This is a genomic window from Reticulibacter mediterranei (assembly GCF_016587455.1).
Map to the genome: position 1 here is coordinate 5837287 of NZ_BNJK01000001.1, position 18104 is coordinate 5855390.

Sequence of the window (18104 nt, forward strand, 5' to 3'; positions counted from 1 at the left end):
TCCACTTTTTATGCATTACTAGTCATTGCCGCGAACTCGTTTTCTCGACAGGGGTGAGCCAGCCAGACGGTGCGGAGGCTCCACTCTCGCAAATTTCGATATAGTAATCTCGACAGCGCGTTGTAAGCGGTCCGGGCATGCCATCGCCGGGCAGGTAGCCATCGATCCCGACAACGGGCTGCACCTCACAGAGCGTGCCACACAGAAATACTTCGTCGGCCGTATAGAGTTCTGTACGTACTATTTCGCGCTCCTGCACTTCCATAAAGAATTCATCGTGTAATAAGCTGATGATCCTTCTGCGTGTAATACTTTCTAGTATGCCAGCGCTGAGCGGTGGTGTTGCCACCATCGAATCTTTCACGACGAACACTGCGGCACCCGACGACTCGGACACCGTATCGCGATTGTTGAGCAGAATGGCATCATCAAAGCCGCGCTCTCTGGCCTCAATAAATGGGAGTCGGAAGGCCATATATGAACCGCCAGCTTTGATGCGTGGCGAAAGGTTTAACTCGCTCGAACGTCGCCACGAACTGACAGTGCAGCGAATGCCCCGATAGAGCGCATCGCTATGTGGCGAGGGAAAAGCGGCAATATGCATGCCTGATAGCGTATCTTTCGCCCGAGAGCCATATCGCCCATGATCGATGTAAAGTGTGGGACGGATGTAGGCATGTTCTCGCAGATCGAGCGCCGTGAGCAGTGAATTGATGGCTTGCAGCGTGGTGTGGAAGTCGGTGGTGATAGGAAATTTGAGTAGGCGGGCCGATTCGTTCAGACGGCGCACATGGCTCTCAAGGTCAAGCACATAGTAGCGCTGTTCTTCGGGATTCCAGAAAGCGCGGATGCCCTCAAACACGCTGGCCCCGCGAATGGCAAGCTCGGACCAGACATGCACTTTCGCATCTTCCCAGGGCACCAATGATCCATTGAACCATATCAAATCAGGAATGTAAGAGTCCATACATATCTCCTTCTATGGAAATAGTCAGTCGGTACTTTCTATCGTTACTATGTATCGTCGTTTATAGCGTGAAACCGTAGGTTGCTGCCCCGATGACTCCTGCCATCTCATTCAAGATCACATGCACAGGTATTGAGGCCAATAATGTGGAAAGTTGCCCCTTGTTAGTAAAGGCCTGCATGAAGGCGTCGCTTTGCAGGAAGGGGAGAATATAGGGAGGGATGCCGCCTCCGATATAGACGCCGCCAGTTGCCAGCATTCTCAGCGCCATATTGCCAGTCTCGGCACCTAGAAGACTCGCAAATAGCTTAAGTGTCTCAACACACAGAGGTTCCACATCATCTAGCGCCGCCTTGACGATGACCGGAGTTGGGTCATGTGCGTTATTAAGCCGGGTGGCTAACCATTGCGGCTCTCCAAGACCGCTTGTTTCTTTGAGGAATGCGTAGATATGTGGCAGGCCAACGCCACCACAGAGGAAATCATAGCTGACATGGCTGTGCGTGTGAAACAATGCTGTAAGGAGTCCGGCCTCGTGCGCATTGATGGGGGCCACGTTCGCAAGCCCTCCCTCGGATGGATAGACCTGATAGCGTGCGCCGTTCCAGAGCAGAAAGGCTTCGCCCAGTCCCGTGCCAACTGCTGCCACCGCTATCGGTGCGCGGGGAACGGGTGTTCCAGCATTCAACGTGAATAGCTCGCAGGGCGTCAATACTGGAACGGCGTGAGCAATTACTTCCAGATCGTTGAGCAGATGGACTTCGGGAATCGCCAGATCCTCTTGTAACTGGCGCGCATCCACAATCCAGGGTAGGCTAGTAACTTTGACGCGGCCGTTGAGAACCGGGCCAGCGATCCCGAAGACAGCCCGCGTAATGGGATAGGAGATATCGGTCAGAAAAGCCCGGACGAGGGCTGTGAAGCTCTCATAACCGGCACTCGGCAATTTCGCAGTTGCCAGGGGTGCGCGCAGATCATTTGGCGAGGCAAAGAGGGCAAGCTGCGTTTTCGTCGCTCCATTATCACCAGCCAGCAACATAGTTGAACCATCCCTTCCATACGAAAGCGTTTATATATTCGCCGCGTAAAACCCCTACATTCCTGTATGGGGATGGGAGCGGCGTTCCTTCATAGGGTGCTTCACATGTTTCACTATCGTATGTGAATGGTGAATGCTGAAGAAGATGAACAATCTCCTCGTCGTAGTCGAGCGATTTATCGTGGAATCCCGCCTATGCGCGATAAATCGCTCGACTACGACGAGGAGATTGTTGAAGTGCTGCTTATTGATACATGACGAGCATGGGTGGCGGATCGAGTGCTAACACCGCAGAGGGGGGCATCAGCGGTTTGTCCAGGCGATAAAAGAGTTTCATGCCCGGATATTGTATGAGCTGTTGCTTATCGAAGATCCGATAATCATCGATCTTCTCGCCAGGTGTGCCAAAGCCATCTACGCATGTGACGATCTGCACACCTGGCTTGAGATGAATCTTTTGCCAATCGGGGAGCATATCCAGGCGAAACTGGTGAATAATCAGGATCTTGGGCGGCAAATGATGGGTCTGAACGAGCGTGGAGAGCCGGTCGATCACGCCATTAATCTCGGTGGCGGTCATACGACCAAAGACCTCGTCAGGGATAGCGCCAGGCGGCATATCGAACTCGGGATCGAGCGAGAGATCCACTCCTGGCCTTTGCAGATAGTCCCAGACCAGATCGACTTCTTTTTGCACGGTGCTATGGCCGACCTGCATATCAAAAAAGAACAAAGCATGGTGATCATTGGCCAGCTGGATATAATGCTCAACCGATGCGCGCGGCATGCGATACACCCAGGAGTTATCTTTCATCGGGACCGGCTGCACAACGGGTGTTACATAATCGAGCGCGGGAATAACTGGATGAGTCGGATCAAGTTGTGCGTAGGCGGCGGCCTGCTCTTGCAGCTTTGCCATTAGTTGATTGTCGCCATATTGTCCGATTGGACCCATGACATCGGAGAGCGGGTTGCCATAAAACGCTAGCAAGCGATGGGCGGAGAGACTGGTGTTCCACGCCCAGCCATCGGGACCGTGAAGATAGTGCAGGGTTGAAAGCATGTCGCGCAGTTTTTCTTGCGATGAATTGCTGGAAGCATGGTGCGAAGCTGTGGGACTGGTATGTGGCGTAAGGGAGTTAGCAGTTTGTAATGCAGTATGTGGTTGAATATGGAGTGCTGCCTGACTCGGTGGGACGAACAGGTGGCCAGAGATCAGGGCTAGAGTGACGACAATGGCGCACAGCCCTGCCACGCCTGCTACGAATTTTGCACGCATATGTGTATTGCTCACTTCCTGCACGATAATCCTTCACCACCACACCTCCGTCAGAACATGAGTAACACAGATAGGTGTAAATGTCAAGCAGGCAAATATTCTTGTAGATTTTGGCAACGATAGCAGCGCAGATATCGTTTTCAGGCAACGATTTCCTCCTCCTCGCTATCCCAGACGTGGGCATAGACCGTCATTTGACCATCCAGTGCGATCTGCACCCAGTTATTGAGCGTGGAAGGAAGAGTCGCCTTCAAAGAGGAGGCATCGCTACAATCTTTGCTAAATGGTTTTGTCATCTCCCGTAATTCAGGGATGTACATAAAAAAGTCTTGTTGTGGTAAGACCTGATTACCCAATGCTTTGTTCCTTTCTACTTTTCAGGTCCAATGATCTACCTATTAAGAGTATACGCAACGAATGTAAAAAGAATGTGAAGAAACCATCGCAAAATTGTTACAAAAAGTAAGAAGACAATTTCGTACGCATTCTCATTACAAATTGTAATACGCAGGCGGGTTGCAATGCCAAAAAGTGGGTAGATTCTTTGAGGCGGTGCAGGAAATAAGAGTAAATTCTGTCTGGGAAGAAAGACAAACATGGTGTACACATTTCTTGCTTCTTCGTGTTAAAATCAATCTGTTACCAATTTTGTATGTCATGCAAAATGGCGATAAATTTCTGGATACCCAACTGTACCACCTTATATTTTTTGCGATTATGTATAAAAATATATGTATATTTGCATGGTGTATTTGAGCTGTGGATGATTGGTAATGCAAATGGATTATCGGGGAGGGTATGTTCGTGGATAGTTTCCCAGATTTTCAGAAAGACGTAACGAGTCGAGAGCAGATAGTAGAGCTTCAAGAAGAGGCGCGGCGGGCGCGTGAAGAGCTGCGGGTACTTACTAAGGTGAGCAATGTGCTGCTCTCTCCAGAAGCATTGCGCGATCTACAAACTGTATATAGGACGATATATCAGCAGCTAAAATCACTGCTGCCTATCGATTTTTTTGCTATTGACCGTTATGATCAGCGGCAGGAAAAAATCATCCAGGAATTCAAGGTAGAAGATGGCGAGATCCTGTCTTTTCCTGCTAATAAAGCACTGCCACCACTATTTCTTGAGTTTCTCGGGCAGGAAGAGCAGGCATTGATATTTTACTCGACGCAAGAGGAGTGGATGAGGATCAAGGCGGCCATGCCGAGATTAGCAGATACTCTAGAAAATGACTTGTCGCTTCCTTCTGGTAGAAAGCCTCGGTCCGGCATCTCTCTTGTGATCAGGCATGAGAAGGAGCCGCTTGGTATCCTTACTGCACTCAGCTTTAAAGAGCATAGCTTTGAACGGCAGCATCTTGATATGTTGATCGCCATTAGCATGCAGATCGCTATTGCCATCAAAAACGCCTCCATGTATAGCGAGTTACGCCAGGCGCTCAAAATTGCTCAAGAGTCCGAGCGTTTGCAGAATCATTTCCTGATGACCGCCTCCCATGAGTTACGCACGCCGTTGACGGCGGTTCAGGGCTATCTTGAGCTGCTCGATACGTTTAGCGGGACGCTTTCCGAAGACACGAAGAAGCAGTTTCTCAGCAATGCTCATCGTGCCAGCGAGGAGTTAGGGCTGTTGCTGGGCAATATCATGGATGCCAGCCGTATCGATCAGGACAAGGTTGAGATGCATCTGCGTTCCATACGTTTGCTCGATCCCATCTGTACGATAGTAGAGATCATGGAGCCACTACTCATACGCGAGAGCCGTCCGGTAGAGATCCATATCCCGGATACGCTCTACGTCATCGCCGATGAATTACGTTTCAGACAGGTGATGCTCAACTTGATAGGTAATGCGCTGAAATATTCTCCCGCGCCACAGGGGATTGCGATCAGGGCAGAATCGTTGACCTACGACCAGCTTACCGACCGTATTCCGCTGACGAAACAGATCGCACCGCTCTCTGTTCAACAGCGCTATGCAGTGGTTGCTTTGCGCGATTGGGGTCCGGGGATCGCGCCAGAAGATCAGCAACGCCTCTTCACCAAGTTTATGCGCCTCAATAGAGCCATTAACAGTACGCAGCGCGGTGCGGGCCTGGGCCTGTACCTCTGTCGGCAGTTGACCGAAGCGATGAATGGATATATCTGGATGGAAAGTGAAGGTATCCCTGGAGAAGGATCAACCTTTTATGTTGCCCTTCCCCAGAGCGAATAATCAGAACCAATCGGTGCTGGCAAGCCAGGCGTGCCCTGTTGGGAAGAGGATGGAAAGCACGGCAAGCATCTCGTCGGAAGCGTTTGAGATCGTCTGAGCAACAGATCGATAGCCAAAGAGCAGTTGTGTAAAAGCCTGCGGCGTGATCTGTATCGCCTCGACGCCCGATGTGACATGTTCAGGGTCGCCCAGCGTGATCTGTCGCCCATCGATATGCAGCGCGCACAACTCGTCACCGATAGCGAGAACCACTCGTCCGTTCCATTGTGCCAGTCCACGCTGCCAGCGTGCCTGAAGTTCTGGCAGGATCGATTGCAGCAAGGTTGGCAGGTGGACGATGCGCGCCATCCACCCGGCGTGGCGATGGTGATAACTTTCGGCTCGTAGCACCCATTCCTCGGCGGGATGCTGCCAATGCGAGGTGTCAGGCACTTCCAGATGATCAAGCATCCATTGCACGAGCCGATCATGAACCGGCAAGCGATAGCGCAATGTCGCCGGAGGCGTATTGTTCTCTTTGAACATCACAGCATGGTGTTGCATCAGTGCCAGCAGCGCCTCCCAGTTGTCTGCCGCAACTTCTTGCACGAGATTGCCATCAAATCCGCTGAGATATCCCTGCACGGCTCCATCGGGGGTCAGCGCGACCACATCGGGTGAAGAACGCGTCTGAAGGCGATAGCGCTGTCGCTCCAATGTGCGCACAAAACAGCCAGTATATGAGCCGTACTGCTGGTTGTAGAGCCTGAGCGTTGCCTCCGCATCATCAACGGTACATGCACGAACGCTATAGTTGCTGGCCGGTACAGCCAGGATTGCCGAGCGATCAACTTCCACAACGGAGAGATCGAGCATGTCGGTATAGCCATAGCGATAGTAGAACTTGGGGATGCCGTCGAGCAAGAGCAGGGCATGGTTGCGACTGCGAGCGAAATCGATGGCGTCGCGCATAAGGGTCGTTGCCACGCCCTGTCTGCGATGCTCAGGATGGGTGACGACAATGCCGATGCAGCCAGTGGAGATACGAGCCGTGCCCATTCGCATCTCGCGCTCGTACATCATATATCCGCCCGTTTGTTGCTCGCCAAGAAAGGCACCACGCAACTGCTCTGGACGAAAATCGGGCAGGCCTGTCATGAAACGCTGCCAGCGCTCCACGCTTTCAGGAGAGGGATTCGGCGAGAACTCCTGGTCGGCAAGCATGAGTTGGAGATGATATTCTGCGGGCGTTGCCAGTGGTCGCACGATGAGAGAAGTTTCGGTCATAACGGTTGCTCCTTCTTATGATAGTTCATTCTACCATCAGTTGTCTGTGCTTCCAGAAGCATGTGAGAAACAAATGCCTCGACATCGGCAGCGCGGCGGCAACGTACAACTTTGTGCATGAAGGGATGTAGTTTGCGTACGATCTCCACGTTGCCTTCAAAGGCGGGATCTTTGCTCAGATAAAAGCCTCGTGCATAGAGGAGGAAGCGCCAGAGCTTGAGTAGACCTGGATGTCGATTGATACCTGCGAGACTGGTGCGGATGTGACGCGAGACAATACGCCAGGCCGCAATACGCCAGGGCAGATCCAGCCAGACAATATGGTCGGCCGTCCGATAAAGCTCCTCCGTCCAATCCCAGCCACCACCTTCGCAGATCCATGCCGCTTGATCCGCAATCTGGTGAATATCAGCCAATTTGGTTTCTAGAGGGTGCTCGGCACCGTACCCGTTTTCCCACCCGACGACATCCATTTCATAAAAGGGGTGCGAGAGTTGCTGGGAGAGCTGTTTGGCAAGTGTTGTTTTGCCGCTGCCGGGGCCTCCCACAATATATATCCGCATCTTGTCGGACATGGTTGCTCCAATCCATCTATCTTTTCACTTTGTCCGGATATATTACCAGCATTGCCTTTGCATACACAAGCAGGGATTGTAACCAGGCGACCTGTAATCTGCCTTTGTGATAGAATTGTTGTGTAGGCTGATGGATGACGTTTTCTGTGGAGAAACCATCTGACATGACGGTTGGATGGATGACGTTCTTTGTATTTTGTTGCAATGATGCAGATTAGATGTGAGTGAACCAGAGAAGGGAAAGGTATCTATGGCACGATTGCGGGTTGGTCTTATCGGCACAGGAAGAAAGAAGGAGCGGCCAGATGCGACAGGTTTTGCGATGGCTTATGCTCACGCCGACGCTTACCGAACGCTTGCGGATCAGTGCGAGCTGGTAGCATGTGCGGATATTGTACCGGAGAACGCCGAAGCATTTGCACGCGCAAACGGTATCCCGCAGGAGGGAATATTTACCGATTACAAAAAGATGCTGGCCGAAAGCAACCTTGATCTCGTTAGCGTTTGCACCTGGCCGCACCTGCACGCACAAATGGTCATCGATTGTGCCGTTGCCGGAGTGCGCGCCGTCCATTGCGAGAAGCCGATGGCCGATTCGTGGGGAGCCGCTCGCCTGATGGCGCAGGAATGCGAACGGCGCGGAGTGCAGCTGACCTTCAATCATCAGCGCCGCTTCGGTGGCCCGTTTAGAAAGGCTAAAGAACTGCTGACGAGCGGTGCGATTGGCGAACTTCAGCGCGTCGAGATTGCCTGCTCTAACCTCTTCGATTGGGGGACGCACTACATCGATATGGCCGGATTTTATTCGGGAGATCAACCGGCTGAATGGGTGATGGGCCAGATCGATTATCGCACGCAGCACTTCGTTTTTGGCGTCCATATCGAGAACCAGGCCATCGGGCAGTGGCGCTACCGAAACGGCGTCTTTGGCTTTATCGCTACCGGTCTCGGCGAAGAGATGGTTGGCGCGGATAATCGTCTGATCGGCACCGATGGCATTATCGAGGTTGCTGTGAGACCGACTGAGCCAGATGCAAGACCATTTCATAGAGAGCCGCTTTTGCGCGTGAAGCAGCGAGGGAGCAGCGAATGGGAAGTGGTAGATACGGGCGAAGGCATCCATTCGTTCGACTTTATCGGTCGTGGCCTTGCCGATGCTATCGATGCATTGCAGACGGGTCGCGAACCGGAGTTAAGCGCCCGCCGCGCCCTCAACACGACTGAGATCATCTTCGCGCTCTATGAAAGCAGCCGCAAACGAGGCCGCGTCGATCTCCCCCTGATGATCGATGACCACCCATTGGTGGCGATGCTGCAATCAGGCGACTTGCATCCAGAGCCGCGTCCATAGCACAAAAGAAGAGATATTCTCATCCCTGATGGTTGTTGCTTAACAGCTATCGGGGATTTTTTGCCTGGATGGTCGATATGCCTGCATTTGTATGTATCTGTATCATGTATAGAGAAGGGTGTTATACGGATACCTTCTGGTGGTTAAAGAGAGAAGCTTATGAATATTAAACACTATAAAGGTGCAGCATAAAGCGTCGCGCAATTTCTTGACAACCTCCTCTTTTTCAGATATAATAGAACGTACGGTCTAATTGTAGGATGTACTGTTGACATCGCCTGGCAAAATGTGACTTACTATAGAGAGATACGATATGCCCGACCGTTTCTCCTCTCAAAAAGCTGTGCTGATTTTGCAGAACCACGACCATATCTGCCGAGAGAAGCACGAGAGCAGAAGTTAGTGTGCTTGCCTTCCTTACATGATCGTGTCCATCACACATTACAGGTGAGACGCATTCCCCTCACGTTTATTGTGGAATGGTTAACCAAGAAGATGACATTGCCATCTGCCCCAGAGGAGCCGTACGCCATGACTTATACACGCCATAATTATGTTGAAGAGCAGCGAGAGGCACGCCTGTATGCCGATCAAATAGCAGGCATTTGCGAAGAACTTCATCTTACACTCGATCCCATTGATTGGCAAGAGTCCGGCATGCGTGCATTAGTTAAAGTGAACGGTATTGAGATCGCCCCTCTGATGGATCTCAGTCAGCGCGAAAGCGAGAGCATTTTGCGTTGCGTTCGGATCAAGTTGCTGGAACGGGTCGCGCTCGATACTATTCATGCTCGATCAGATTGTAAAGCGATCATGTGGAGTCCCGTCGATGTCGTGCAGCCACAAGCATTTCTCAGCCTCTGGGTAATCACTCTTGAAACCGATGAACGTGTACCTGTTACTGAAACTATCTCTGATGGACAGCGTATCTATAAATACTACAAATTTGAGCGTAATAATCAACAGCAACTTACCGGGTTATTCGGGCCGATGAATAAGGGCGAGTTTAATGTGGGAGATACGATCACAATTCAGGAACGCGAGCGCCAGTATACGGGCGAGGTGATCTATATTATGCCTCCCGGCAAAGCGCCTGCGACCCGTAAATATGCCACAAGAGGATTTCATAACGGCTCGGCAGCAAATACAAATGAGGTGGCGGCACGCTATGTCGTCGATTGCAACGATGGCTTCCCCCATATTATCAATCAGGGACAGGTTGCTCGTTGATGATGGCCGCGTGCCCGATAGGATATGGATAAGAGACAGGAACGATTAGACTTGCTCGAACGGCAGATGGAGCGCCTGAGCAAACGTATTGATCGATTGGATCGACGCAGCAATAGATATTCGTGGACGCGGGTTGCCATCTTTTTTGGTGGCTTAGGAGCGAGCCTGCTGGCATTTTTCGTGAATGGCTGGCTGTGTGCAGCACTGGTAGTGCTCACACTGCTGGCCTTCGCTATTGCTGCCTATTATCATAGCAAGATTGATCGCAGCCTCGCCCGGCATAGCGTGCTGCTTCATATCAGGCGAACGCAGGTTGCGCGCATGCGGCTGGATTGGGAGCATATCCCGGACCGCTACCGGGCAGATCCGCGCCCCGAACATCCCTTTGAGATTGATCTGGACATTACTGGTCCTCATTCGCTCCATCGCCTGCTCAATACAGCGGTTTCGCGTGAGGGAAGTACACGCCTTGCGAACTGGTTGCTCAGCACCAGGCCAGATCTTACAACTACTCAGCAGCGTCAGCAACTTGTACACGAGTTAACGCCACTGGTGCGTTTCCGCGATAAACTGCTGCTCCATTCGCTGATTGCCTCACAACATATGGCCGAGCAGGTGGAGGGCGAGCGTTTGCAGCGCTGGCTCTCGCAACATATGCCATCCAGTTCTTTGCCTCTGCTCTTCTGGATAACTACGCTGCTCAATGCGCTAACCCTGGTTCTGCTGGTGCTCAACCTGTTTGTGGCGATGCCGCAGTTCTGGATATTTACGCTGGTGGGTGGCTTATTGTTCTTCTTTCTCACGGCAAAGCAGCGCGGCGATATCTTTGAGGATGCCAGCTATTTGCGCTACTCTTTTGCCACCCTCAGCGCCGTTTTCACCTATCTTGAGCAGTATCCCTATGGTCGCCACACTCATGTCAGACAACTCTGTGAGCCTTTTTGGGCTGATCATACGCAAAGTCCATCGCGCCTCTTGCACCGTGTTGGGCGTGTCGCTTCTGCTGCGACACTCAAGAATAATGGCCTGCTCTGGTTGATCGTAAATGCGCTGATCCCCTGGGATGCGTATTGTGCCTATCGCTTGAGCCAGTATAAAGAGCGGATCGCGCAACGGCTTCCGATCTGGCTGCATGTCTGGTTTGAGTTGGAGGCGCTCTGCTCTCTTGCCACCTTTGCCTATCTCAATCCTGAATATACGCTGCCCGAAGTGGTGTCGCACGAAGAGGAAGCAGTCCTCTTTGAAGCGCAAGCGTTAGGCCATCCATTGCTGTCAGTCGAGAAGAAGGTGACGAACAGCTTCTCACTGGATCGATCCGGTGAGGTGATTATTATTACGGGATCGAACATGGCGGGCAAAAGCACGTTTTTGCGCACGCTGGGCATCAATCTCTGTCTGGCCTATGCTGGCGGTCCCGTGAATGCTCAACGGTTGCGCGTCTCGCTGTTTCGTATCTTCACCTGTATTCGGGTCAGCGACTCGGTGACAGAGGGCTACTCCTACTTCTATGCCGAGGTGAGGCGATTGCGCCGCCTGCTCGATGCGCTTGAGTTGCCGAACGAGTATCCGCTGTTCTTCCTCATCGATGAGATATTCAAAGGCACTAATAATCGTGAACGCTTGATTGGGAGCCGGTCGTATATTCGGGCGCTGGTGGGTCGCAATTGTGTCGGCGCAATCTCGACGCACGATTTGGAACTGGTGAAGTTGGCCGAGAGCGTGTCGCAGGTGCAAAACTATCATTTCCGCGAAGAGGTTGTGAATGGCAATATGGTATTTGATTATATATTGCGGCCCGGCCCCTGTCCCACGACCAACGCGCTGAAGATCATGCAGATGGAGGGGCTGCCGATAGAGGAGAAAGCATGAAGCACGAGGATCATGTGCATTTGTTACGTAAGGGTGTGCTGGAACCTGGTGGTGTCTGGGCCGACCTGGGCTGTGGCGAGGGAGCGTTTACGCTGGCCCTTGCCGATCTGCTCGGACCGAGCTGCACGATCTATGCGGTTGATAAAAATGCACGGGCGCTTGAGCAACTTGAACGGACCATGCATGCTATGTTTCCCGCCGTGACGCTGCATTGCCTCGCCGCAGATTTCACGCAACCTCTCAGCCTGCCCACGCTAGATGGAATTGTGATGGCGAACTCGCTGCATTATGTGCGCAAGAAGGAGGCGATGTTGCAGAGTGTGCATGGCTATCTGCGATCCGGGGGCAGTCTGTTGCTGGTGGAATACAACACTGATCGTAGCAATCCCTGGATACCGTATCCCCTCTCTTATGAGGCGTGGAGCGCGCTGGCAGGTCGCAGTGGATTGAGAGAGACGCATTTATTAGAGAAGGTGCCCAGCCGCTATGTGCGTGAAATGTATTCTGCCGCGAGCCTGGTTAGTTGAGCATGGCGATAATCTGGCGAATGGTTTTGATATGCTCCAGAATCTCATCGCGATCTTTGGCGTCGGGAGCCTGGTCGAGATAGTCGGTGAGATCGTGCAGGGCGCGTGAATAGCGCTTTAACTGAAGATAGAGGATGCCACGATCCCGTAGCTCGAAGGCGAGATGTGGTGAGAGCATGATAATCATATCGCAGGTGGAGAGCGCGCGTTGATACTCCTCCAGATCGATGTAGGTTTGTTTGAGATTGTTGAGGACGCGTGTTAGCAATTGGCGATGCGTGATTGGCTCGAACCAGTGGGGTTGAAACTTCGCTTTGTTGCGGATGAGGCGGCGAACCAGCGTGTGGCATTCCTGTTCGGTGAGAAACTGTCCATTCTCGAACGGGTCGATATAGATGCGTTCATCAGGTAAGCGATAGCCGACCATGAAGTGATAGGGCAGGCCGATGCCGTCGATCTTGATGCCAACGCGTTTCCCAACTTCCATATACAGCAATGAGAGCGTGATTGGGATACCGGTATGATTATCGAGGACTTTGTTGAGAAAGCTATTATCGGGGTTGTGATAATCGGTCAGGTTGCCTTGAAAGCGTTCCTCGACAAAGAGAACCTGATTTAATGCGTCGAGAACTGCGAACGGTTCGGTCTCTGAGGGAAGTTGTGGGAGGATATCGTGGTCAGGCAGAGCGAGAATCGCCCGTACCCGCCGCGCAAACGCGTCGAGTTGAGATATATAGTGCGCCATATCGAGGTCGGGATACTCGACGCTGGCAATTAAAAGAGCCGCTTGAGCCAGGTCAATCGTTGCATCATCTCCAGCGAGCAGGGCTGCAAACGCTCGATAGGTGCGTTGTTGGGCTGTATCTTTGGGAAATCTTTCTGCCATAATCTTAGCGCATTAAACCATAAAATGAGGCATTTTGCAACACCCCGGCCCTTAGAAAGCTGGGGCGACGGTGGACGCAATCGTACTGCTGAGAAGGTTAATGAAGGAGCGAGGCAACAGTGCTGCCAATATGTTGGGCAATAGCCTGCTCCTCTGCTAAAGACGATAGCCCCTCAGTGTAAATGGTGAGGATATAGGTTTCCTTGCTCCCCATAACGATACCAGACGAGTTCATCGCCCAGAGGCCATCAGGGGCCACGACCCAGCCATTTTTCATAGCAACAGTAGTTCCAGCGGGAGCTGTATCCCCAACCCCTACCTTCTGATCCTGCTCCACCTGTTCCATCAGGCTCAGTGCTAGCGCGCGATGTGATTGATTCAAGATTTTGCCTTGCTGCAAAAGCGTGAGCAGATCTGCCATTGCCTGGGGCGTGATCAGGCTATAGCCCCAGGCATTTGCTGATGGAGTCAGACCATCAATGTCCTGCGCTTTGAGGAGTTGTGTGATGCTGTCAGCTCCATTCATTTCATCGAAGTAGAGGGTGGAAGCGGCATCGTTGTCTGAATTCTCGATCATCGTTGTCAGCAACGTCAGTTCCTCAGCGCCTGGCTCTCGCCCCTGGCGTTCGAGCATGTCAAGAAATGTGAGCATGATAGGTATTTTCATTGCACTGCCAGCAATGAACTGTTGATGTTCTTGATAGGTGTAGTGGCGTTGATGGGAAACATCAAAGATGGAGATTCCCACGTGGAGGCCGAACGGAGCAAGAAATGTGAGCAGTTCTGGAGCAAGAATATCCAATGATGCCCACTCCTCCGCGTCTTCTGAAGGCAAAAATGTTGTGGCTGTTGCTGGTATCCACCCGCTTTTTTTGCCGGTGGGGGTGGACCACGAAACTGCATACCAGAGCGTTTCAGCCGCCCAGCAAGGGTTTTGCAGCAGCGTGAGCGGGAAGTGTAATCCAATATGGGCAATCTCTGAACCAGGATCAGGCGTTGTGAAGAGGGCCGTTGCCTGCCTGCTCCAGATAGTTCGTTCTCCGGCAAATGCGATGGAGGCAGTGATGGGGATGCACCCCAGGCTCTTTTGCTGATGAACCTCACTGGCGACCGTTGCAACGGTTTTCATCTGTGTAGCAGCAGCAACAGAAGATTGTTTGCGAATAGAGGAAAATACGGGCTCTACAGTATCGATGATAAGAACGTGTAATAAGATAGCAAATGCAAACAGGCTGATATACCAGACGAACAATTTGTTGGGTGAAGCATTCATAAGTCATCCCTATTCTGACATTGATTCTCTCTCTTTTATTCTATTCGGCAAAGAAAATATGCTTTTCAACCCCGGATGTTGCCTGTATGGATACAACGCTACCCACAGCGAATTGGTGACTGGCATCTGGCATATGTAGATGGAAAATGGGTCATATGACTCACACTGACTGGCTTTCTCCTGACATATACTAGTGATGTTGATGCCAGACCAGCAGAGGCTCTTCTCTGGTCGATGCATTGTTTATCAGGAGGTAGCTATGTTACGCAATCTTTATCGTTTTTACCTCTATACTGTCTATATTGCTTTGCTCGTTTTTGTTGCTGTCATTACCGGGCGATTATTGAATGCGCTCTTATCGCTTACCCCGTTGCGCGGCTCATATGGCTATGCGGCTTCACAGGCCGAAGTTGTGCAGGCGCTGGTGTTTGCAGTGGTGACGTGGGTAATTGCAGGTGCTCTGGGTGGGCTACATTACTGGTTGATCCATCGAGATATGCGGAGTAATCAATCTGCTGGCACCAGTGCGATTCGCTCTTTTTTCCTGAATGTGACCGAAGCTGTGGCTATAGCGATAGCCGCGCCACTCATCGGCTTTTCTGTGTTTAGCAGTCTTGGCTTTTATGGGGGGACCGATGCCGCCAGTCCTCTGTCATACGCTCTACCGGCTCTGACGCTCTTCGGGTTGTTGGAATGGGAGCGACGGCGCACAGAGATGCAGTCCAGGGCTGCGTTAGCCTTTCAGCGCTTGCATCTCTATGGCGTGCAGATCTTTCTGCTCAGCTATGTCTCGTTTGCTTGCTTTAACGTCGTCAGGCCTTTGGTAGATGGAGTGATTTTTGGTGGCAATGTTGCATTGGAGCAGTGTCGCAGCTATGCAGGCGTGAGCGATTGCCAGGCTCCCAACCTGTTCTACCTGATTGTCGGCTTACTCTGGTTTGTGGCGCTCTGGATTGGTTATGGTTGGCTGGTGAGAGATGATAAGGCGCGCCTGCTCCGTCTCATCCTGCATGGAGCCAGCTTTGCTTATGGTGTAGGCTTTCTCCTGGCTGGCATCTTTTTTGCAGCCCAATTGCTCATTTTACCGTTGTTCAATACGCCCGCCGCGCTTGTCGATATCCTGGGAGCAGGTGCACAGTACGATTTCCTTTCGCCGCTGCTGCTTGGCGTGCTCGTTGTTGTCGTCTACTATCGCTGGCTGAAGAGAGCCGCACGAGAGGGGATGATCGATGAGGATGTACTGATTTTGATGGAGATTGCCATCGCTGATGTACTATCAGCGGCGAGCTTCTGGTGGGGATGTGGAAATCTGCTCTATAACCTCTTTCAAACATTGACGCCGATACCCAACGCGCCTGATGCGAAATCGTGGGTAGCCGCTCTTGCATTTGTCGTTGCTGGGCTGGGTTATATTCCACTGGATCTCTCTCTGCTGCGTCGTAATGCTCGCGAGGCGGCGACTGCTGGCGGACCGCGTCGTGGGGCAGTGTTGGCCTTGCTGGGCGGCGGCATTCTGGCGCTGGCAATTGGCGGCGCGACGGCGCTTTATGCCTGGATGACGGCGCTGTTAGGTTCAGCAATTACGAACTGGCAGATAGTGATGCATACAGGTCTGGCAACCTTTATCGTGGGCCTCTTCCTGGCTGGCATCTATCTCTGGTTTGCGCGCAGAGAACATCTGTTAGGATTGCGTCACAAACAACAGACAACAACCGCTGTATTGCCAGCTGACGAAGCCACTAATGATGTTTCTGCCAGCTCTACAGAGATTGTTGCCCCAAGCACGATTGAAGGTGTGCTTGACGAGCTATTGGCCGGTAAGATCACACGCGATGAGGCCGCAGAGCGTATTCACGCTTTGAGCCATGTGCCTGTGAGCGTCGGTCATCAGGAATAGCTCTACATTATGCGCTTTGTGAGAAGCGGGGGAGCCAGCGCGGAACAGTACGCAGGTAGGTTTCGTAACTCTCGCCAAACTGCTGAAGCAGCTCTGGTTCCTCAACCAATGTCACGAACAGATGAGTCGTTACCCAGAATAGCAGTGCATAGCCAACTAATGGTAGTGAATGAAAAAGAATCGCTTCACCAATGATTGTAGTCAGGACGCCAACATACATCGGATTGCGCACCCATTGATATGGTCCGGCCCTGACCAGAAAGATCGGTGCATCGATGGGTGCTGGCGTCCCTTTGCCGATGAAGCTGAATGCTCCTGCACACCAGAAGTAGAGGCTTACTCCAAGCAGGAGAGGGAGCAAGCCAATCAGCCAGAGTGAGGGAGCAGGCATAATTGCTTCATGGGACCAGCGCAACAGAAGCCAGGGAACTACACCTGTTACCGTTCCCGGCACCAGAATTGTGAAAATGAGTGTTTTTAGCGCGACCATAGTAGCTCTCCTTGCTTTTATCAGGACGACACTACGTCCTGGCGGGTTCAACAACTGATGACGCGACGCGAATAAAATGCTGGACTTTAAGCAGCCGCAAGATAGTTCGCTGAGGCAAAGGGAACTCGGCTCGTGCAACGTCTGAATTCATTGGTTCAGGTTTTCCTATCGTATAGGTTTTTCCTTGCCAGATCAGCGATCCCTGTTCCGCTGCGAGCAGATTACGATACCAGTCTACATGAGGACCGTACGTTAATGCGATAATAAATTCTTTGCCTCTTGACTCGACCATGATAGGGGTTTCGTACGTTTTGCCACTACGTCGTCCAACATGGCGAACGACAGCAAACGAGTTGCGAGAATAGCCGGCAAACTTGAGTATAAAGCGGTTCAAGAAGCGTTTATTGAAGTAGCGCAAACGATTGGGAAACATCATATCCTCCTCGAAGGAATCAGAAAACAATGATCAGGGTGTCAATGCGCGTATCATGACTTCGATGAGCGCGTCGGCCCGGTCGAAAGCTGGAGGTGGTGGCTGTTCTCCTGCAAACATAAGGTTAGTGAAGCCATAGGTTATCAATCCACCGATCAGGGCGCGTGTGACGGCTTCCAGATCAACGTCTGCGACGACGTGCTGCTCCCTGGCCTCTTGCAGCATCGTTGTGACGATCGTGAGACCGCGCTGCGTGATGGTGGAAAAGAACAGGGAGCCGAGTTGTGGAAAGCGCGCCGACTCAGCGATAATCATACGTACCAGAGCCAGATATTCAGGCTGACTCATGATCGACAAAATCTCATGGGAAAGTTGCATGAGAGTCTGACGCAACGACGAGAGATCCTGCGGACGGGGCAACTCTGCAAGCCAGGTGGAGAAGCCCGGTTGCTCCTGTATCAGATGCTCCAAAACATCGATAAACAGTTCTTCTTTACCGGCATAATGACGATAAAGCGTCTCCTTCGAGGAAACACCGGCCTCCGCCAGAATAGCATCGATGCTCGTCGCCAGATACCCGTGCTGAAGAAACAGGTGATGTGCGGCACTGCGGAGCCGCTCTCGTGTTTGTTGAACGCGTTTGTTCTGCCTCTGTTCCATTTTTCTACTCATATCGAAATCGTAACGTACCATACGTTACGATTATGACATAAAAAAGAGAGATTGTCAAGGGTGGAACGAGTTCTGTTATAGCGAATAACCTCATTTTGGTTCTGCACGTAGAATAGCATAAATGGATCAGGGAACA

The 18104-nt window shown here is 51.8% G+C and carries 18 protein-coding genes; 7 read left to right on the forward strand and 11 right to left on the reverse strand.

What is annotated here, in order from left to right:
- Window positions 1-22: 22 nt before the first annotated feature.
- Both K3T83_RS25235 and glk read right to left on the reverse strand, forming a co-directional pair.
- Window positions 23-967: an aminotransferase class IV gene (locus tag K3T83_RS25235; protein ID WP_220205691.1), complete on the reverse strand. Its 945-nt coding sequence runs from the start codon at window positions 965-967 to the stop codon at window positions 23-25.
- 61 nt (window positions 968-1028) lie between these two features.
- A complete protein-coding gene (glk, locus tag K3T83_RS25240; protein ID WP_220205692.1) occupies window positions 1029-2006 on the reverse strand; it encodes a glucokinase in 978 nt (325 codons plus the stop codon).
- Between the two features lie 126 nt (window positions 2007-2132).
- Between glk and K3T83_RS57295 the strand changes: the two genes are divergently transcribed.
- Window positions 2133-2264, forward strand: coding sequence for a hypothetical protein (locus K3T83_RS57295; protein ID WP_268963475.1), 132 nt, complete (start codon window positions 2133-2135; stop codon window positions 2262-2264).
- Here the strand turns inward: K3T83_RS57295 and K3T83_RS25245 are convergent.
- Window positions 2251-3300 (reverse strand): hypothetical protein, encoded by a 1050-nt coding sequence (locus K3T83_RS25245; protein WP_220205693.1) that lies wholly within the window; start codon window positions 3298-3300, stop codon window positions 2251-2253. The genes K3T83_RS57295 and K3T83_RS25245 overlap by 14 nt on opposite strands.
- Before the next feature lie 125 nt (window positions 3301-3425).
- Window positions 3426-3641, reverse strand: a complete 216-nt coding sequence (locus tag K3T83_RS25250) for a hypothetical protein (RefSeq protein ID WP_220205694.1) — start codon at window positions 3639-3641, stop codon at window positions 3426-3428.
- A 448-nt stretch (window positions 3642-4089) separates the two neighbouring features.
- Here K3T83_RS25250 and K3T83_RS25255 point away from each other — a divergent pair, with 448 nt between their 5' ends.
- A complete protein-coding gene (locus K3T83_RS25255; protein ID WP_220205695.1) occupies window positions 4090-5499 on the forward strand; it encodes a sensor histidine kinase in 1410 nt (469 codons plus the stop codon).
- Here the strand turns inward: K3T83_RS25255 and K3T83_RS25260 are convergent, their stop codons facing one another.
- Together K3T83_RS25260 and K3T83_RS25265 are read right to left on the reverse strand one after the other, a co-directional pair.
- Entirely contained in the window at window positions 5500-6765 is a 1266-nt protein-coding gene (locus K3T83_RS25260) for a GNAT family N-acetyltransferase (RefSeq protein ID WP_220205696.1), read from the reverse strand.
- Window positions 6762-7340, reverse strand: coding sequence for an AAA family ATPase (locus tag K3T83_RS25265; protein ID WP_220205697.1), 579 nt, complete (start codon window positions 7338-7340; stop codon window positions 6762-6764). The genes K3T83_RS25260 and K3T83_RS25265 overlap by 4 nt, the downstream gene beginning before the upstream one ends.
- A gap of 250 nt (window positions 7341-7590) precedes the next feature.
- Here K3T83_RS25265 and K3T83_RS25270 point away from each other — a divergent pair, with 250 nt between their 5' ends.
- The 4 genes from K3T83_RS25270 to K3T83_RS25285 all read left to right on the forward strand — a co-directional run bounded on the left by K3T83_RS25270 (window position 7591) and on the right by K3T83_RS25285 (window position 12317).
- Window positions 7591-8691 (forward strand): Gfo/Idh/MocA family protein, encoded by a 1101-nt coding sequence (locus K3T83_RS25270; RefSeq protein ID WP_220205698.1) that lies wholly within the window; start codon window positions 7591-7593, stop codon window positions 8689-8691.
- 531 nt (window positions 8692-9222) lie between these two features.
- A complete protein-coding gene (locus K3T83_RS25275) occupies window positions 9223-9921 on the forward strand; it encodes a hypothetical protein (RefSeq protein ID WP_220205699.1) in 699 nt (232 codons plus the stop codon).
- A 24-nt stretch (window positions 9922-9945) separates the two neighbouring features.
- Window positions 9946-11790, forward strand: coding sequence for a MutS family DNA mismatch repair protein (locus tag K3T83_RS25280; protein ID WP_220205700.1), 1845 nt, complete (start codon window positions 9946-9948; stop codon window positions 11788-11790).
- Window positions 11787-12317 (forward strand): class I SAM-dependent methyltransferase, encoded by a 531-nt coding sequence (locus K3T83_RS25285; RefSeq protein ID WP_220205701.1) that lies wholly within the window; start codon window positions 11787-11789, stop codon window positions 12315-12317. Before K3T83_RS25280 ends, K3T83_RS25285 begins: the two co-directional genes overlap by 4 nt.
- Here the strand turns inward: K3T83_RS25285 and K3T83_RS25290 are convergent.
- Complete coding sequence (locus K3T83_RS25290; RefSeq protein ID WP_220205702.1) at window positions 12310-13203, reverse strand: SirB1 family protein; 894 nt, start codon at window positions 13201-13203, stop codon at window positions 12310-12312. The two genes, K3T83_RS25285 and K3T83_RS25290, sit on opposite strands and share 8 nt — an antisense overlap.
- 97 nt (window positions 13204-13300) lie before the next feature.
- Complete coding sequence (locus K3T83_RS25295; protein WP_220205703.1) at window positions 13301-14476, reverse strand: serine hydrolase; 1176 nt, start codon at window positions 14474-14476, stop codon at window positions 13301-13303.
- Between the two features lie 259 nt (window positions 14477-14735).
- Here K3T83_RS25295 and K3T83_RS25300 point away from each other — a divergent pair, with 259 nt between their 5' ends.
- Window positions 14736-16373, forward strand: coding sequence for a hypothetical protein (locus tag K3T83_RS25300; RefSeq protein ID WP_220205704.1), 1638 nt, complete (start codon window positions 14736-14738; stop codon window positions 16371-16373).
- Between the two features lie 7 nt (window positions 16374-16380).
- On the opposite strand, the gene K3T83_RS25305 is transcribed toward K3T83_RS25300, so the two are convergent.
- From K3T83_RS25305 to K3T83_RS25315, 3 genes are read right to left on the reverse strand one after another with little or no spacing between them, the layout of a single operon-like run.
- The gene (locus K3T83_RS25305) at window positions 16381-16863 is read right to left on the reverse strand and encodes a methyltransferase family protein (protein WP_220205705.1); all 483 of its coding nucleotides are present in this window, start codon (window positions 16861-16863) and stop codon (window positions 16381-16383) included.
- Window positions 16864-16894: 31 nt separating this feature from the next.
- On the reverse strand, window positions 16895-17299 hold the full coding sequence (locus K3T83_RS25310) for a nitroreductase family deazaflavin-dependent oxidoreductase (protein WP_220205706.1): 405 nt from the start codon (window positions 17297-17299) through the stop codon (window positions 16895-16897).
- Between the two features lie 30 nt (window positions 17300-17329).
- Complete coding sequence (locus K3T83_RS25315; protein ID WP_220205707.1) at window positions 17330-17956, reverse strand: TetR/AcrR family transcriptional regulator; 627 nt, start codon at window positions 17954-17956, stop codon at window positions 17330-17332.
- Window positions 17957-18104: the final 148 nt, after the last annotated feature.

Excerpts from the sequence above, each read along its gene's own strand:
- K3T83_RS25305 (WP_220205705.1), bottom strand. The coding sequence starts at position 16,863 with ATGGTCGCGCTAAAAACACTCATTTTCACAATTCTGGTGCCGGGAACG.
- K3T83_RS25285 (WP_220205701.1), top strand. The coding sequence starts at position 11,787 with ATGAAGCACGAGGATCATGTGCATTTGTTACGTAAGGGTGTGCTGGAA.
- glk (WP_220205692.1), bottom strand. The coding sequence starts at position 2,006 with ATGTTGCTGGCTGGTGATAATGGAGCGACGAAAACGCAGCTTGCCCTC.
- K3T83_RS25310 (WP_220205706.1), bottom strand. The coding sequence starts at position 17,299 with ATGATGTTTCCCAATCGTTTGCGCTACTTCAATAAACGCTTCTTGAAC.
- K3T83_RS25270 (WP_220205698.1), top strand. The coding sequence starts at position 7,591 with ATGGCACGATTGCGGGTTGGTCTTATCGGCACAGGAAGAAAGAAGGAG.
- K3T83_RS25235 (WP_220205691.1), bottom strand. The coding sequence starts at position 967 with ATGGACTCTTACATTCCTGATTTGATATGGTTCAATGGATCATTGGTG.
- K3T83_RS25290 (WP_220205702.1), bottom strand. The coding sequence starts at position 13,203 with ATGGCAGAAAGATTTCCCAAAGATACAGCCCAACAACGCACCTATCGA.
- K3T83_RS25300 (WP_220205704.1), top strand. The coding sequence starts at position 14,736 with ATGTTACGCAATCTTTATCGTTTTTACCTCTATACTGTCTATATTGCT.
- K3T83_RS25280 (WP_220205700.1), top strand. The coding sequence starts at position 9,946 with ATGGATAAGAGACAGGAACGATTAGACTTGCTCGAACGGCAGATGGAG.
- K3T83_RS25275 (WP_220205699.1), top strand. The coding sequence starts at position 9,223 with ATGACTTATACACGCCATAATTATGTTGAAGAGCAGCGAGAGGCACGC.
- K3T83_RS25315 (WP_220205707.1), bottom strand. The coding sequence starts at position 17,956 with ATGGAACAGAGGCAGAACAAACGCGTTCAACAAACACGAGAGCGGCTC.
- K3T83_RS25260 (WP_220205696.1), bottom strand. The coding sequence starts at position 6,765 with ATGACCGAAACTTCTCTCATCGTGCGACCACTGGCAACGCCCGCAGAA.
- K3T83_RS25265 (WP_220205697.1), bottom strand. The coding sequence starts at position 7,340 with ATGTCCGACAAGATGCGGATATATATTGTGGGAGGCCCCGGCAGCGGC.
- K3T83_RS57295 (WP_268963475.1), top strand. The coding sequence starts at position 2,133 with ATGGTGAATGCTGAAGAAGATGAACAATCTCCTCGTCGTAGTCGAGCG.
- K3T83_RS25295 (WP_220205703.1), bottom strand. The coding sequence starts at position 14,476 with ATGAATGCTTCACCCAACAAATTGTTCGTCTGGTATATCAGCCTGTTT.